The sequence below is a fragment of the Mesorhizobium sp. M4B.F.Ca.ET.058.02.1.1 genome, from assembly GCF_003952505.1.
Taxonomy (GTDB): Bacteria; Pseudomonadota; Alphaproteobacteria; order Rhizobiales; family Rhizobiaceae; genus Mesorhizobium.
The window spans coordinates 2,410,486-2,425,555 of record NZ_CP034450.1 but is presented as its reverse complement, the minus strand read 5'-3'; the positions used below and the strand labels follow the sequence as shown (position 1 = coordinate 2,425,555).

Below are 15,070 nucleotides of genomic sequence, written 5' to 3'. Positions count from 1 at the left end.
CTTTCTTAAGCGCGGCGGTAAGGAGCCAGCGCTAATGTTTCCGCATAAGCGAGGCCGGAAAAAACTGGCCCGGAGAGAACCGGTAAACGGCCCTCAGGAGACACAGGAAGGCACTCGATGAACACTGGACTGAAGCCAGTCTGGGCAGGGCGCAACATGCGTCTCGACCCATTCCGCCTGCCGCAGATGGTGAGCTATGCGACACGCGACGACTATGGCGACGTTACCTTCACCATCGACCAGCGTGGTGCCGTCATTCGCCGCATGCTGGAGATGAGCGGCGTGCCGGCGATCATCGCACTGCCTGCCAAGGCGTTTCGCGGCGTTGCCGCCCGCGCCATGGAAGACCCCGACGGCAACGTCACCGTGACGCTCGAGCTGCTGCACAATGATCCGATGCTGTCGGTGCCACTGCTCGTCGCCGACGACCTCGACGACGTCGCCGCCGACTGGCGCGCCTGGGCCGATGCCTATCGCCTGCCGATGCTTCTGATCGAGGCCGACGGCGTTGCTCGCACGCTGGAGGAATCGCTCGGCGCCGCCATCAAGGCGCTGCCGCCCCAGGAGCGCCGCAAGGGTCGTATCTCGACCACGCGCCGCCCGCGCTTCCTCGCCCGCCGTAGGGCGGGCAATCTTGGCCTCAGACTCGTCGTCGACGGCGAGGAGATCATCGCGCGGGAATAGTCCGCTGGCGATTGGCGAAACCGCCGATGACAGCCTTCTTCTCCCCGTCACTGCCCGGCAGGGCGATGAGGGGCGGCGCCGACCTCAGGGTTTGGCCACATCGAAAGCCGATCAGAGGCCGTATAACCGCTGTACATTTTCTCCTTGCCTGCAAGGCTCGCTGCCCCTCATCCGGCTGCCGCCACCTTCTCCCCGTTGAACGGGGAGAAGGGAGAACTACAGCAGCGGCTTCAGCGCCACCCATAGCGCGCCGCCGATCAGGCCGAGGAAGATCAGCCAGCCGACCTGGTTGTTCGACTTGAACAGCCTGAGGCACTGGTCCGCATCGTCGATGTTCAGCTTCGCGATCTGTCGCGCCATATGCGCGCCGGCGGCGATCAGCCCGGCCAGCGCCGGCATCGGCGCCTGCGCCGAGGCGAAGGCGATGGCGAAGCAGGCGAGCGCGCCGCCATAGAGGCCGACCAGCCAGGTCCTGGTGTTGTCGCCGAACAGGCGCGCCGTCGAGCGCACGCCGACGATGGCGTCGTCTTCCTTGTCCTGATGTGCGTAGATCGTGTCGTAGCCGATCACCCACAGGATTGACCCGATATAGAGCATGATGGCCGGGCCATCGAGATCGCCGAACTCGACCGCCCATCCCATCAGCGCGCCCCAGGAGAAGGCTAGCCCGAGCACGAATTGCGGCCAGTCGGTGATACGCTTCATGAACGGGTAGACCGCGACGATGACGAGCGAGGCGACGCCGAGCGGAATGGCGAAGCTGTTGAACTGCAACAGCACCGCCAGGCCCGCCAGCGCCTGGATGACCAGGAACATCCAGGCCTGCCGGCGCGTTACCTTGCCTGCCGGCAGCGGCCGCGAGCGCGTGCGCTCGACCTGGCTGTCGATGTCCTCGTCGGCCAGGTCGTTATAGGTGCAGCCGGCGCCGCGCATGGCAATCGCGCCGACCAGGAACAGCAAGAGATACCAGGGCGCCGGCAGCAGGGTCAGCAGCGGATCCGTCGGACGCGGATAGGCGCTTGCCGCAAGAGCGGCCGACCACCAACACGGCCACAAGAGCAATTGCCAGCCGATCGGGCGATCCCAGCGCGCGAGCTGCGCATAGGGCCAGAGCCCGCGCGGCAGCGCGCGGTAGACCCAGTGACCGCTCGGCGCGTCTGCGACGCGGCCCTGCGCCGCTTTCGACTGGATGGTTTCCATCGTGCTGGAGTGGCAGCAGCGGTGAGCGCCGTCAAGCGGCCGCGCGCATTATGTCAAGCGTCCGGGTCGCACCTCGCCGCCCTATCCGGGGCACGGCATGCAGCCCGGCCCGAAATTGCGTGAAGACTGGTTTCCGGTCGTTTTCCAGCGCTGACCGCGCCGACGTGACCCGCCCATCGGCGTGGAACGTGGCGCCCCTGGCGCGACGTTCCCGTGCGCAACCGGCATCGAGCGAGCCAAAAGCCTTGACCCGCCGGCCCCGGGGCAATAGCGGGAGGTCCTGTCGTGGATGACTGGGGATATCGGCATGCGCGTTTTGGTGATCGGCTCCGGCGGCCGCGAACATGCCCTGGCCTGGAAGATCGCGGCCTCGCCGCTGTTGACCAAACTCTATGCCGCGCCCGGCAATCCGGGGATTGGCCGTGACGCCGAGCTGGTCAAGCTCGACATTGCCGACCACGCCGCGGTAGCTGGCTTTTGCAAGGACAACAAGATCGATCTCGTCGTCGTCGGGCCGGAGGGGCCGCTGGTCGCCGGCATTGCCGATGACTTGCGCGGCGAGGGCATCCGCGTCTTCGGTCCGTCGAAGCGGGCGGCGCGGCTCGAAGGCTCGAAAGGCTTCACCAAGGACCTTTGCGCTAGATACGACATCCCGACCGCCACCTATGGCCGCTTCGCCGACCTCGACTCGGCGAGGGCCTATGTCGAGAAGGTGGGCGCGCCGATCGTCATCAAGGCCGACGGGCTCGCCGCGGGCAAGGGCGTCACCATCGCCATGACCTTGGACGAAGCGCTCGCCGCGCTCGACGCCTGTTTCGATGGCGCCTTTGGCGCCGCCGGCGCCGAGGTGGTGGTCGAGGAATTTCTGACCGGCGAGGAGGCGAGCTTCTTCTGCCTGTGCGATGGCACCACGGCGCTGCCCTTCGGCACCGCTCAGGACCACAAGCGCGTCGGTGATGGCGACGTCGGCCCCAACACCGGCGGCATGGGCGCCTATTCGCCGGCGCCGGTGATGACGCCCGAGATGGTCGAGCGAACCATGCGCGAGATCATCGAGCCGACGATGCACGGCATGGCCGAGCTCGGCGCGCCGTTCGCCGGCATCCTCTTCGCCGGGCTGATGATCACCGACAAGGGGCCGAAGCTTATCGAATACAACACCCGCTTCGGCGATCCCGAATGCCAGGTGCTGATGATGCGGCTGAAGGACGATCTCCTGGTGCTGCTCAACGCTGCCGTCGACGGCCAGCTCGCGCATACCTCGATACGCTGGCGCGACGATGCGGCGCTGACCGTGGTGATGGCGGCGAGGGGCTATCCCGGCACGCCGGAAAAGGGTTCGGTCATCCGCGGTCTTGAAGAGGCCGCCAGCGACGGCGCCGAGATCTTCCATGCCGGCACCGCCATCAACGGCGGCGCGCTCGTCGCCAATGGCGGCCGCGTGCTCAATGTCACGGCGACGGGTGCGACCGTCGGCGAAGCGCAGCAACGCGCCTACGCCGCGCTCGACCGCATCGACTGGCCGCAGGGCTTTTGCCGCCGCGACATCGGCTGGCAGGCTGTGGCGCGCGAAAAGGCCGGCGCCTAGGCGGCCTTGCTCCGGCCACCCTTACGCGCCCAGGCCGGCAGCCAGTCGCCGTGCGCGGCGAGCAGGTCGTCGACCAGCGACCAGATCTGGTCGAGATCGAGCTCGGCCGCGGTGTGCGGATCCATCATCGCCGCATGGTAGATGTGCTCGCGGTTCTCGCTCATCAGCGCCCGCACCGTCAGTTCCTGGACGTTGATGTTGGTGCGGATCAGCGCCGTCAGCTGTGGCGGCAGGTCGCCGATATACGTAGGCTGGATGCCCGAAGCGTCGACCAGGCACGGCACCTCGGCGGCGCAATCGAAGGGCAGCGAGGTGATGCAGCCATTGTTGCGAACATTGCCGTAGATCACCGACGGCTCGCCGGTCCAGACCGAGTTCATGATCGACGAGGCGTACTCCTTCGACTGCTCGACCTCGATCCGGTCGGCCGAGCGGTAGGCTTCGGCCTGGCCTTTCCAGCGCTCGATCTGTTCGATGCAGCGCTTCGGATACTCGTCGAGCGGGATGCCGAACTTCTCGATCAGGTCGGGGCGGCCGTCCTTGATGAAATAGGGCGTGTATTCGGCGAAATGTTCCGAGCTTTCGGTGACGAAATAGCCGAGCCGCGTCAACATTTCGTAGCGCACCTTGTTCGGGCAGCGCGGGTTCCAGCCGGGCTTGGGCGCGCGGCCTTCGCGATAGGCGCGCACGAGATCGGGATAGAGGTCGCGGTAGGAACCGTCCGCCTGGCGATGCTCGAACTTCAGATAGAAGGCCATGTGGTTGATGCCGGCCGAGCGGTAGCGGATTTCCTCGTAGGGAAGGTCGAGGTCGTGCGCCAGCTCCATCGCCGTGCCCTGCACCGAATGGCAGAGGCCGACCTGCCTGATGGCAGGGTATTTCTCCGATATCGCCCAGGTGTTGATTGCCATCGGGTTGACGTACTGCAGCATGATCGCCTCGGGGCAGACCGCGAGCATGTCCTCGCAGATCTTCCACAGGTGCGGCACGGTCCTGAGACCCCGCATGATGCCGCCAACGCCCAGCGTGTCGGCGATGGTCTGGCGCAGGCCGTACTTCTTCGGCACCTCGAAGTCGGTGACGGTGCAGGGCTCGTAGCCGCCGATCTGGAAGGCGACGACGACGAAGTCGGCGCCGGCGAGCGCCTTGCGCTGGTCCGAATAGGTTTCGGCTTTCGCCTTCACGCCGAGCGTCGCGATCAGCTTGTTGACGACGAGAGCGCTTTCTTCCAGCCGCTGCGGATTGATATCCATCAGCGCGATTGTCGCGCCCGAAAGCGACGGGCGCTGCAGCACGTCGCCGACAATATTCTTCATGAACACCGTCGAACCGGCGCCGATGAATGTGATCTTGGGATTTCTTGCCACGCTAACCTCCGGCATATGCTCAGGCCACATCGAAAGCGGCTCGGACGAGCCGTTCGGTGTAGGCGGTCTTGGGATTGGTGAGGACCTCGTCGACAGGTCCCTGCTCGACGACCTTGCCGTGCTGCATGACGATGACGCGGTGGCACAGCGCGCGCACCACCTTGAGGTCGTGCGAGATGAAGAGATAGCTCAAGCCGCGTTCGTCCTGCAGCTTGCGCAGCAGGTCGATAATCTGCGCCTGGACGGAAAGGTCGAGCGCAGATGTCGGCTCGTCGAGCAGGATGAATTCGGGCTCCAGCGCGATCGCCCGGGCGATCGCGATACGCTGCCGCTGGCCGCCGGAGAACTCATGCGGAAACCGCGAGAGGATGTCGCCCGGCATGCCGGCGCTGACCAGCGCCTCGCGCACCCGCTCGATTCGCTCGCGCCGTGTCGCACCGATCCTGTTGACGACAAGCCCTTCCTCGATGATCTGGCCGATCGTCATGCGCGGGTTGAGCGACGAGAACGGATCCTGGAAGACGATTTGCATGCGCGAGCGCAGCGGCCGCATCTCGGCCCTGGTCAGGCCCTGGATCGGCCGGCCGTCGAAACGGATCTCGCCGCGCTTGGCGTCCAGCAGCCGAAGCAGCGCCTGGCCGAACGTCGTCTTGCCGGACCCGGATTCGCCGACCAACCCAAGCGTCTCGTGGCGGCAAAGCTTGAGGTCGAGGTCGTCGACGGCGACCAGCTCGCGCCAGTCGGGCTTCAGGAAGCTGCCGTGGCGCAACATGAAGCAGACGCGCACGCGGTTCGCTTCGAGGATGGTGCCGCAGCCCTCGGGCAATGGTTGCGGCCGCCCACGCGGCTCGGAGGCCAGCAGCCGTCGCGTATAGGGATGCTGCGGATCGGCGAAGAGCCGTTCCGTGATATTGTGTTCGCACATCTCGCCATGCTGCATGACATAGACGTAGTCGGAGAACTTGCGCACCACAGTGAGGTCGTGGGTGATCAGGATCACCGCCATCCGCAATTCCTTCTGCAGGTTGCGGATCAGGTTCAGGATCTGCGCCTGCACCGTCACGTCGAGCGCTGTCGTCGGCTCGTCGGCGATCAGCACATCGGGATCGTTGGCCAGAGCCATGGCGATCATCACCCGCTGGCGCTGCCCGCCGGAGAGCTGATGCGGATACTGCTTCAGCCGCGCTTCCGGTTCAGGGATCTGGACATGCCGCAAAAGCTCCAGCGCCCGCGCCCAGGCCTCCTTGCGGCTGACCTTGCGGTGCACCCTGATCGCTTCGACGATCTGGCTGCCGACCGTATAGATCGGGTTGAGCGAGCTCATCGGCTCCTGGAAGATCATCGAGATGCGGTTGCCACGCAGCTTGCGCCGAGCGCTCTCCGGGAATTTCAGGATGTCCTGGCCGTCATATTCGACGCTCGATCTGGGCGACACGGTCGCACGCCGCGACAGCAACCCCATGACCGTGCGCGCCGTCACAGACTTGCCGGAACCCGATTCGCCGACGATCGCGATCGTCTCGCCGCGATAGAGCTGGAACGAGACGTCCTTGACCGCATCGACGACGCCATGCTCGACCTTGAAGGCGACCTCGATGTTGCGGGCGTCGATGATGGGCTTGTCCTGGCGCCCGCCATGGTCGCGGCGGAAGGCTGGTGCGAAGGGTTCGGCGAGTACAACGGACATCCCAGCCACCTCAATAAGGGTCGACGGCATCGCGCAGGCCGTCGCCCAGCGCGTTGAAGGCAAAGACGGTGACCAGCACGAAACCGACCGGCGACAGAATCCAGGGATAGGTGCCGATGACCGAATAGGTCGCGGTGTCCTGCAGCATCAACCCCCACGAGATCAGCGGCGGCTTGACCGCAAAGCCGAGGAAACCGAGGAAGGATTCGAGCAGCACCACCGTCGGGATCGCCAGTGTCACGGCGACGATCACGTGGCTCATCACATTGGGGAAGATGTGCTGCATGATGATGCGCCGGTCGGTGGCGCCGACCGCCATGGCGGCGCGTACATAGTCTATTCGCGCCAGCGCCAGTGTCTTGCCGCGCACCTCGCGCGACATCTGCGCCCAGCCCAGCGCCGACATGACGATGATGACAAAGGCGAGGAAAACGTTGGTCGGCGCGGTGACCGGGATCAGCGTGGTCAGCGCCAGGTAGAGCGGCAGCTGCGGGAAGGCGAGCACCAGTTCGACGAAGCGCTGCACCCAGACGTCGAACCTGCCGCCGAAATAGCCGGAGACCATGCCGACGGTGGTGCCGATGATGGTGATGATGAAGACGACCGTCAGCGCGATCATCAGCGAGACGCGCGAGCCGTGGATGGCGCGTGACAGCACGTCGCGGCCGAACTTGTCGGTGCCGAGGAAATGCACCGGCTGTCCGTCCATGGAGGCGAAGAAATGCCGGTCCGCCGGGACCAGTCCGAGGAGCTTGTAGGGCGCGCCCTCGACGAAGAACCCAAGCAGTCTCGGATGCTCATAGTCGGGGCCGACGATCGGCTGGAAGGTGACCGGATCGAGATCGGCGGAATCGGCCAGCGCATACACCCTCGGTCGCGCGACGAAATTGCCGTCCTTGTCATGGAAGCTCGGCAGCTGCGGCGGGGCGAAGCCTATATCCGTGGCCTTCGGGTCCATTGGAGCCAGAAACTCCGCGAACACCGCCATGAGAAGCAGAAGCGCGACGAGCCAAAGCCCGGCCATCCCGGTCCACGAACGCTTCAGCCGCCGCCAGACCAGCGCGATGTAGCTCTCATTGCCGCGCGCGGGTTTCTCGATGGCTCCCTCGGCGGGCGGCGGTGGCAGTGATGTGTCGCGCGCCAGCATCTAGCCCTCCCCGTATTGGCGGATGCGCGGATCGAGCAGGACGAGCAGCATGTCGGCGATGATGTTGCCGACGATCAGTGTCGCCGACAGCACCATCATGAAGGTGGCGGTGACATAGACGTCGCCGACCGCCATCGAGCCCACGATCGCCGGTCCGACGGTCGGCAGCGCGAAGATAATCGCCGTCTCGATCTCGCCGGTCAGCATGTAGGGCAGCACCACGCCCTGATACATGACCAGCGGATGCAGTGCATTGGGCACGGCATGGCGCATGACGACGGCGCCGCCAGTCAGCCCCTTGGCCTTGGCCGTCTCGACATATTGCGCGTTCAGCGTGTCGAGCAGATTGCCGCGCATGACTCGCATGTTGTAGGCGAGCCCGCCGAAAGTCGCGATCGCCACCACCGGCCAGACATGCTTGACCAGGTCGACGAACTTTGCCCACGACCACGGCGCGCCGCCATACTCCGGCGAAAAGAAGCTGCCGATCTCCGACACGTTTAACTGGAAGACCAGGAGATAGACGATGATCAGCGCCATCAGGAAGCGCGGCACCGTCATGCCGAGAAAGGAAATGGCCGACAGCGTCGAGTCGATCCAGGAATATTGCCGGGTCGCCGCCCATATGCCGAATGTGATGCCCAGCACCGAGGCGAGCAGATGGCAGACCAGCGCCAGCAGCAGCGTGCGCGGCAGGCGCTCGCCGACCACATCGGCCACTGGCTTGTTGTAATAGAGGCTGTAGCCGAAATCGCCGCGGGTGATGATACCACCGATCCAGTTCAGATACTGGATGGGCAGCGGCTTATCGAGGCCATGCTCGACGCGGTAGGCCTGCGCCTGCGCGTCGGCTTCGGCGAACGAGGCGCCGCCCTGGTTGATGAGTTGCGAGCGGATGTAGTCGGCATAGTCGCCCGGCGGCGCCTGGATGATGGCAAAGGTGACCAGGCTCAGTATGGCGAGGACCGGGATCGCCGACGCTATGCGCGTAGCCAAGAATCGCAGCATCGGTCCGTTTCTCCTCGCATTCACGCTTCAGTGGTTGGCCGCTGACTTCATCTCGTCCCGGCCGCGCGCGCGGCGCGGCCGGGAGTTTGGTCAGGGGAGGAAACTCAGTTCGTCGGGCCCTTGTCCCCGGGCTTGCCTGGAAGCTGCTCGGGGAACAGTTCGTATTTGTGCTGCTTGTCGGCGGCGACGAAGACCCGCTCGCGGATGATCGAATCCTCGGCCCAGTTGAACATGAAGATCGGCGTTCCCTGCGGGATGTTGGAGAAACGCTTGTTGACGATCAACGCGCCGGGATATTCGGTCAGGCCGACATTGTAGACATGTTCCGTCGAGATCTTCTGGAACTGCTTCATCAGGCTGGCGCGCTCGTCATTGTCCTGTGACGAGACGAACTTTCGGACGATGTCGACGAGATCCTTCTCGAACGGCATCAGGTCGACCTCGCCGCTTTCCGGCGCGCGGTGGTTCCAGCTGGTCTTCGGGCCGACCGGAGCGAGCTGCTCGGTGTTCTGCACCACAGAAGTCAGCTCCTGGTCGTTGCGCCGCACCAGCCAGTCGAAGCGGCCGGAATATTGCGAGGCATCGCGCTGGGTTCCATTGAGGCCGTTGAGCACGACGCGAAGCCCGAGCTTCTCCATCTGGCCGACGACGCCCTCGGCAAGGCTCTTGTCGGTGGTGTAGTCATTGTTGACCAGCATGACGATCTCGACGTTCTTGCCGCCGGCGGTTCCTGTGGGGAAGTTCACGAAGCCGTCGCCGTCGGTGTCCTTGAGACCGGCCTTGGCGAGTTCCGCCTTGGCGCCCGCGAGATCGAACGGGTAGTAGACAGTCGAGTTGCGGTCATAGAAGGAGGTGCCCGAAGAGAAGCCGCCCGGATAAATGGCGGTGAACGGGCCCTTCACCAGGGAGTCGCCGAGCGCCTTGCGGTCGAGCGCCATGGTGACGGCCTTGCGGAAGTCCTCGTTGCGATTCAGCTCACGGACGGCCTGACTGCGTTCGTCCGGATTGCCCCAGCCATTGGCCGAGAAATTCATGCGAAGATTATAGCCGATGAGGCGCGGGCCGAAGGCGAGACGGGCCGGCGCATCCTTTTCCGCAGCACGCTTAAGCGAAGCGACGAAGTTTTCCGGCTGCTCCAGGTTGGAGAAGTCGCCCGAACCCGCCACCGCCTGAACATCGCGGTCGGCCCAGGTAGACAGCTTGTAGTGCAACTCGTTCAGGTAGGGCAGCTGGTTGCCCTTCTCGTCGACCTTCCAGTAGTACGGGTTACGGCGCATGACGATGATGTCGTCCGGCCGATATTCGACCGGGACCCAGGCGCCCATCACCGGCATGTTCATGTATTCCGGCGGGAAGGCGTTCTTGAACTGGTCGTAGGTGTTCTTGGAATATTTCGGATGCTGCGGCTTCAGAATATGCGAGGGCCGGGGCAGAAGGTGCCGTAAGCCATGGCATAGAGGTACTGCCGCGGGAAGGCGTCCTTGAAGGTCCACTCGACGGTGTAGTCGTCGATCTTCTTCAGCGCGGTGCCGACGCCGAAGGTTTCCTGGGTGGCGCCGTTCAGCGGCGAGACGTTGGGGTCCACGACCTCATCGTTCCAGTAGAACATGACATCGTCGGCATTGAACGGCACGCCATCCGACCATTTGGCGCCTTCGACCAGATGCATGGTCAGCTTGTGGCCATCCTTCGACCATTCCCAGCTTCTGGCAAGGTTCGGCAGCGGCTCGGTGTCCTTGGCCTCGATCTGGAACAGCGGTGCGGTGCGGGTCAGGCATTCGGAAAGGCCGATGTCGATGCCGCCCCAGCCCTGGGTCTGGCCGGCGCCATAGTTCCAGCCTTCGGGCCGGCCACCGATGACATGGCGCATTGTGTCGCCATAGACGCCGATGCCGTCCGGCATGTTCCCGGTCTTGAACACCAGCGGCTCCTTCGGCAGGCGGTCCTTGACTGGCGGAAGCTTGCCGGTCTTGACGTATTTTTCGGTGAGCCAATCGGGTTCGTGGTATTCGGGCAGCGCCTTGAACTCCAGGATGGAGTCGCGCGCCACATATTTGATCTTCCCTTCGGCGGGAAACTGCGCCGGCGCCGGCGGCACCGTCGGTTCGGATGCGTATGCGCTCAATGCCGATGCCGAGACGCTCAGCGCCAGTCCGGCCAGAATGCCAATTCGATGTAAGTTCCTCATTGTTTCCTCCCAAATGTTTCGACGTCTGCTGCTGCCCGCGTTCTATTCGGGACGACTGATTTGACCGACCGGCCTCCCGCGGTCCGCCTCCAGGCGCGAGGTATCAGCCGGCCTGTTTCAGCGCCGCCTTTTCGGCGCGCAATTCCTCGATCGAGCGCACGCTTCTGCGCGCCGCACCCGCCCATTCACGGGTCTTGACCCTGGATTTCGAGAGCCGCTCTTTTGCGGCCGGCACCGCGTTCGCGTATTGCGGCAGCCAGGCCGCCTGGGCAACGACCATCTCGTCCACCATCTGCCAGACTTCCTCCGGCGTCGAAACCGCGCCGACCAGTGGATCGTGCAGCACGGCGAGCTTCAAGAGATCGATGTCGCCCGATATCGCGGCATGCACCGACATGCGCTGCACGTTGATCGAGGCCATGCAGGTGGCGGCGCAGGCTTCCGGCAGCGTGATGCCGGCGGCCATGTTGATGCCGAAGCGGTCGACGAAGCCGGGCGACTCGATGATGGCGTCCTGCGGCAGGTTGGTGATCACGCCGCTGTTCCTGACGTTGAAATGGCCGCGATAAACGCGGTTCGTCTCCAGCGCTTCGAGAATATGGCTGGCATGCTCGTTGGAGCGCTTTGCGGGGTCGATGGGCTTCGACGCCGCCTCGAGGAATTGCGGATATTCCGTCTCGAACCAGTTGCGGGTTTCGGTCGAGTAGCGCAGATACCCGCCCGTTTCGCCGTGGATCCAGTCCGACATGTCGATCCAGCGCGTGATCTCGTCCGGCCGCTTGCGGTACCAGGGCAGATATTCGGAGAGATGCCCGTTGCTCTCGGTCGAGTAGACGCCGAAGCGCTTCAGCACATCGATGCGCAGCTTCTCCTGCTTCGAAAAGACCGGGTGCGCCTCAAAGGCGGCGACCAGTTCGTCCTTGCCGATTTTGCGGCCGTTGAGGCGCAGCTCGATGAACCACGTCTGATGGTTGATGCCGGAGCAGACATAGTCGAGCTCCTTCGGCGATTTCGCGCCGAGCACCTCGGCGATCTGCTCGGCGCCGTGCTGCACACCGTGGCAGAGCCCGACCGTGTCGACCTTGCCGTATTCGATCGCCGCCCAGGTGTTCATAGCCATCGGGTTGGCGTAGTTGAGAAACTTGGCACCGCTCGCCGCGACCTCGCGGATATCCCTGCAGAAATCGAGGATCACCGGAATGTTGCGCTGGCCATAGAGGATGCCGCCGGCGCAGATCGTGTCGCCGACGCACTGGTCGATGCCATATTTGAGCGGAATGCGGATATCGTCGGCATAGGCCTCGAGGCCGCCGACGCGCACGCAGCTGATGATATAGCGCGCTCCCTCCAGCGCCTTGCGGCGGTCGGTCGTCGCCGTCACCTTCGTCGGCAGTCTGTTTGCTTCCACGATCCTGTCGAGGATCGCCTTGATCATCCCGAGATTGTGCTCGCTGACGTCAGTCAGCGCGAATTCGATATCCTTGAATTCTGGCACGCACAGAATGTCGGTGAACAGCTTCTTGGTGAATCCGACGCTGCCGGCGCCAATAATAGCGATTTTGAAGCTCATCACCTTCACCTCGATCCAATCGAATGCTAGGCAAGGAGCAGCAAGGGAGGATATGGCCGCACGTCATCGCGTGCATACCACTCAGGCCGGAAATCCGGCCTTTTCTCCTCCCGCCCGCTCCTCGACCGCGGGTCGTTCCCGTTCTCTGGAGCTGGATTATGCGCTTATTCGCAGGCGCGAACAGAGAAGGATTATGCTTTCGAGGGTAATTTTGTGCTGCAGGATCTGATCGCCAACGGACCATCGATGCGGACGATCTCGCTGCCGCGCGGCCGCCAGCGCCTGCATGCCATGCCGACAAGCACGGGTTACGAAGTTCGCGAGGACGAAACCTACGACTGGGACGGTCGAAAGCGCGGCCAGACCCCGTTCACCGTGCTCCAGCACACCATCAGCGGGGCCGGCCAGTTGCGCTACGAGAACCGCAACTACCGCCTCCAGAAGAACGACACGCTGCTGGTGCTGGTGCCGCACAACCATCGCTACTGGCTGGCTACGGGCGACCGCTGGGAATATTTCTGGATCTCGATGAATGGCGAGGAGGCGCTGCGCATCCACAAATCGATTCTGAGTGTCTCAGGCCCCGTATTTCGATTGCAGCCGATGACGATTGATCATCTTGCCGATTGCAGCCTGCGCCTCATCAAGGGGGCAGCTTCCCCGGGCGCCGCTTCCGCCGTCGCCTACGAAGCCGCCATGGCGCTCTACGACGATGTTTTCGGATCGCACGCCTTCGCCGAAAAACAGAGCGCCATGCAGCCGGTGATCGACCACATCAACGCCAATCTCGACAAGCCACTGCAGGTGGCCGATCTCGTTCGGATCAGTGGCCTCAGCCGCGCGCACTTCTCGCGCTGCTTCGCCGAGAGCGAAGGCATCCCACCTGCTGAATTTGTCTTGCAGCAGCGCCTGCAGCGCGCGGCGAAGTTGCTGACCAAAGCCGATTTCCTGCCGGTCAAGGAAGTCGCCGTCATGTGCGGTTTCGAGGACGCGAACTACTTTTCCAAGGTTTTTCGTCGCTCTTATGGCATTACCCCGACGCAGTTTCGCACCACCGGCATGTATGCCAGCCTGGGAAATCATCGTTGAGGCAATTGCCGCCGCTGATGCTGGATCCGGCTGGTCAGCGCCGGTTACGGTCGATCGCGGTCGAGGCGGTACTAACCGGATCAGCCGCCGCGAAGGCAGCCTCGATCTGCGTCGCTGAGCGCTGCTCGGTCCGCTTCCACGCGACATATTCGACGATGCCGAAGCGTGGACGCCGCGGCACCGTCTTCACCACAGGCATACGGAAGCCGTCGCGGAACTTCCGCCAGCGCTGGCCGAGCACCGAAACCATCTCCTCGACGGTGGGCGGCGTCGCCACGTCGGCATAGGTTATGGTGAATTTGCCGGCGAGCCCGGCTTCGCGCGAGACCGGTACCGGGATCGAGGCGAGATAGTCGGACGGCACGTCGATCAGGCCGCCAAAGGCCCATTGCTGGCGCAACCTGTCGGCATTCATCGGCGCAACCGAGACGTCGATGTCGTTCGGCGTGCCTGGCACGCGATAGGGGCATTTGAAGCGGCCGCAATTGGTGTGCGCCGAAAACTGCCACAGTGCGTAGCCCTGCCAGTTGCCCATCGGAAAATGCACATCGATGTCCGGCTTGTAGCGCGCATACCAGAGCGGCAGCCGCGACAAGAGCCGGTATTGATAGCGGTTGTCGGCAATGTATTGCGCGGTCCTGCCGTTGGTGTAGAGCACCGGGAAGCGGCCCAGCCGCCGATGCACCTGGCGCACGAATTCTTCCGCATCCTCCAATGACATCCATCGCGTGGGATCATTGCCTTCGAGGTCGAGGGCTATCAGATCGTCCGACGCGGGCTCGGCGAAATCGACGAAATTGTTTGCCTGCTCGACCGGGTTGCCGGGCCGGGCAAGATGATAGGCGCCCCATTTCAGGCCGAGTGCCTTGGCCACCACCTTGCGCGTCTGGAACAGTTCGCGTGTCACCGCATAGCGCTTCCACAGCGCCTTGCAGAGCCGGAATTCGGTGTCGTCGCCCGAGCAGAAATAGGCCGGCGGCAGCCCGTCGGACGCCTTGTTGATGAAGCCGACGATGCGCTTGTCGGTGGCAAGCTTGGCCCAGTCGATGGAATTGTATTCGTAGGCGTCGATGACCAGCGCGCGCTCAGCGTTCTTCCACGGCTCGGAGAAATCCGAGGCCTTTGCTGCCGTGCCCAGCACCATCGCAGCCGCGAGAAGTGCCAGGCGGCGAAGAGGGCGCGCCGGCGTTTTCAATCAGGGTGTCCCCACTGACCAGGGATCGATCCTGAACCGCTATGGTTAAGGAAGTGCTTTCAAAGCGGATGAGACGCTCAACGCGGAAACAGCGACGGCACCTCGAACGGATCGGGCGCCGGCTCCTGCGGCAGCGTGCCTTCGGCCGCGCGTTTGCGGTGATGCGCCAGCGAGCACCGCGGCGAGGCGTCGGGTCTGGCGAGCATGGAGGGCTCCGGTTTGTCGCCGGTCGAATGCCGGGTGGACTGAGAATTTAATGCGCGCCGCCGCGATTGCAAAATCCGCGTGACAAAGTTTGACGTTTACGTAAAAAGAAGACTGGAGGCCGCCCAAAGGCGGATGGTTTT

11 protein-coding genes and 2 pseudogenes are annotated in these 15,070 nt (G+C 63.9%); 4 read left to right on the top strand and 9 right to left on the bottom strand.

What is annotated here, in order from left to right:
* Positions 1-117: 117 nt before the first annotated feature.
* Positions 118-684 (top strand): DUF6101 family protein, encoded by a 567-nt coding sequence (locus EJ073_RS12225; RefSeq protein WP_126055960.1) that lies wholly within the window; start codon positions 118-120, stop codon positions 682-684.
* Positions 685-900: 216 nt separating this feature from the next.
* On the opposite strand, the gene ubiA is transcribed toward EJ073_RS12225, so the two are convergent.
* Positions 901-1,884 carry a 4-hydroxybenzoate octaprenyltransferase gene (ubiA, locus tag EJ073_RS12220; protein WP_126055959.1) on the bottom strand — a complete coding sequence of 328 codons (984 nt, stop codon included), beginning with the start codon at positions 1,882-1,884 and terminating at the stop codon, positions 901-903.
* 43 nt (positions 1,885-1,927) lie between these two features.
* Between ubiA and EJ073_RS32085 the strand changes: the two are divergent.
* A pseudogene (locus EJ073_RS32085) lies at positions 1,928-2,038 on the top strand (phytanoyl-CoA dioxygenase); the annotation flags it as partial.
* A 153-nt stretch (positions 2,039-2,191) separates the two neighbouring features.
* Entirely contained in the window at positions 2,192-3,472 is a 1,281-nt protein-coding gene (gene purD, locus EJ073_RS12210; RefSeq protein WP_126055958.1) for a phosphoribosylamine--glycine ligase, read from the top strand.
* On the opposite strand, the gene EJ073_RS12205 is transcribed toward purD, so the two are convergent.
* From EJ073_RS12205 to EJ073_RS12180, 6 genes and pseudogenes are all read right to left on the bottom strand, one after another.
* Positions 3,469-4,839 carry an alpha-glucosidase/alpha-galactosidase gene (locus EJ073_RS12205; RefSeq protein WP_126055957.1) on the bottom strand — a complete coding sequence of 457 codons (1,371 nt, stop codon included), beginning with the start codon at positions 4,837-4,839 and terminating at the stop codon, positions 3,469-3,471. The two genes, purD and EJ073_RS12205, sit on opposite strands and share 4 nt — an antisense overlap.
* A 19-nt stretch (positions 4,840-4,858) precedes the next feature.
* Positions 4,859-6,526: an ABC transporter ATP-binding protein gene (locus EJ073_RS12200; protein WP_126055956.1), complete on the bottom strand. Its 1,668-nt coding sequence runs from the start codon at positions 6,524-6,526 to the stop codon at positions 4,859-4,861.
* A 10-nt stretch (positions 6,527-6,536) separates the two neighbouring features.
* On the bottom strand, positions 6,537-7,673 hold the full coding sequence (locus tag EJ073_RS12195) for an ABC transporter permease (protein WP_126055955.1): 1,137 nt from the start codon (positions 7,671-7,673) through the stop codon (positions 6,537-6,539).
* Positions 7,674-8,681: an ABC transporter permease gene (locus EJ073_RS12190; protein ID WP_126055954.1), complete on the bottom strand. Its 1,008-nt coding sequence runs from the start codon at positions 8,679-8,681 to the stop codon at positions 7,674-7,676.
* A 104-nt stretch (positions 8,682-8,785) separates the two neighbouring features.
* Positions 8,786-10,869 (bottom strand): annotated as a pseudogene (locus EJ073_RS12185) (ABC transporter substrate-binding protein).
* Between the two features lie 103 nt (positions 10,870-10,972).
* Positions 10,973-12,439: an alpha-glucosidase/alpha-galactosidase gene (locus EJ073_RS12180; RefSeq protein WP_126055953.1), complete on the bottom strand. Its 1,467-nt coding sequence runs from the start codon at positions 12,437-12,439 to the stop codon at positions 10,973-10,975.
* A gap of 246 nt (positions 12,440-12,685) precedes the next feature.
* Between EJ073_RS12180 and EJ073_RS12175 the strand changes: the two genes are divergently transcribed.
* A complete protein-coding gene (locus tag EJ073_RS12175; protein ID WP_126059185.1) occupies positions 12,686-13,528 on the top strand; it encodes an AraC family transcriptional regulator in 843 nt (280 codons plus the stop codon).
* Positions 13,529-13,562: 34 nt separating this feature from the next.
* Here the strand turns inward: EJ073_RS12175 and EJ073_RS12170 are convergent, their stop codons facing one another.
* Entirely contained in the window at positions 13,563-14,672 is a 1,110-nt protein-coding gene (locus tag EJ073_RS12170; RefSeq protein ID WP_126059184.1) for a glycoside hydrolase family 25 protein, read from the bottom strand.
* Positions 14,673-14,800: 128 nt separating this feature from the next.
* A complete protein-coding gene (locus tag EJ073_RS32740; protein ID WP_281033082.1) occupies positions 14,801-14,929 on the bottom strand; it encodes a hypothetical protein in 129 nt (42 codons plus the stop codon).
* Positions 14,930-15,070 lie beyond the last annotated feature (141 nt).

Excerpts from the sequence above, each read along its gene's own strand:
- EJ073_RS12180 (WP_126055953.1), bottom strand. The coding sequence starts at position 12,439 with ATGAGCTTCAAAATCGCTATTATTGGCGCCGGCAGCGTCGGATTCACC.
- purD (WP_126055958.1), top strand. The coding sequence starts at position 2,192 with ATGCGCGTTTTGGTGATCGGCTCCGGCGGCCGCGAACATGCCCTGGCC.
- EJ073_RS12170 (WP_126059184.1), bottom strand. The coding sequence starts at position 14,672 with ATGGTGCTGGGCACGGCAGCAAAGGCCTCGGATTTCTCCGAGCCGTGG.
- EJ073_RS12200 (WP_126055956.1), bottom strand. The coding sequence starts at position 6,526 with ATGTCCGTTGTACTCGCCGAACCCTTCGCACCAGCCTTCCGCCGCGAC.
- EJ073_RS12190 (WP_126055954.1), bottom strand. The coding sequence starts at position 8,681 with ATGCTGCGATTCTTGGCTACGCGCATAGCGTCGGCGATCCCGGTCCTC.
- EJ073_RS12225 (WP_126055960.1), top strand. The coding sequence starts at position 118 with ATGAACACTGGACTGAAGCCAGTCTGGGCAGGGCGCAACATGCGTCTC.
- EJ073_RS12175 (WP_126059185.1), top strand. The coding sequence starts at position 12,686 with ATGCGGACGATCTCGCTGCCGCGCGGCCGCCAGCGCCTGCATGCCATG.
- ubiA (WP_126055959.1), bottom strand. The coding sequence starts at position 1,884 with ATGGAAACCATCCAGTCGAAAGCGGCGCAGGGCCGCGTCGCAGACGCG.
- EJ073_RS32740 (WP_281033082.1), bottom strand. The coding sequence starts at position 14,929 with ATGCTCGCCAGACCCGACGCCTCGCCGCGGTGCTCGCTGGCGCATCAC.
- EJ073_RS12195 (WP_126055955.1), bottom strand. The coding sequence starts at position 7,673 with ATGCTGGCGCGCGACACATCACTGCCACCGCCGCCCGCCGAGGGAGCC.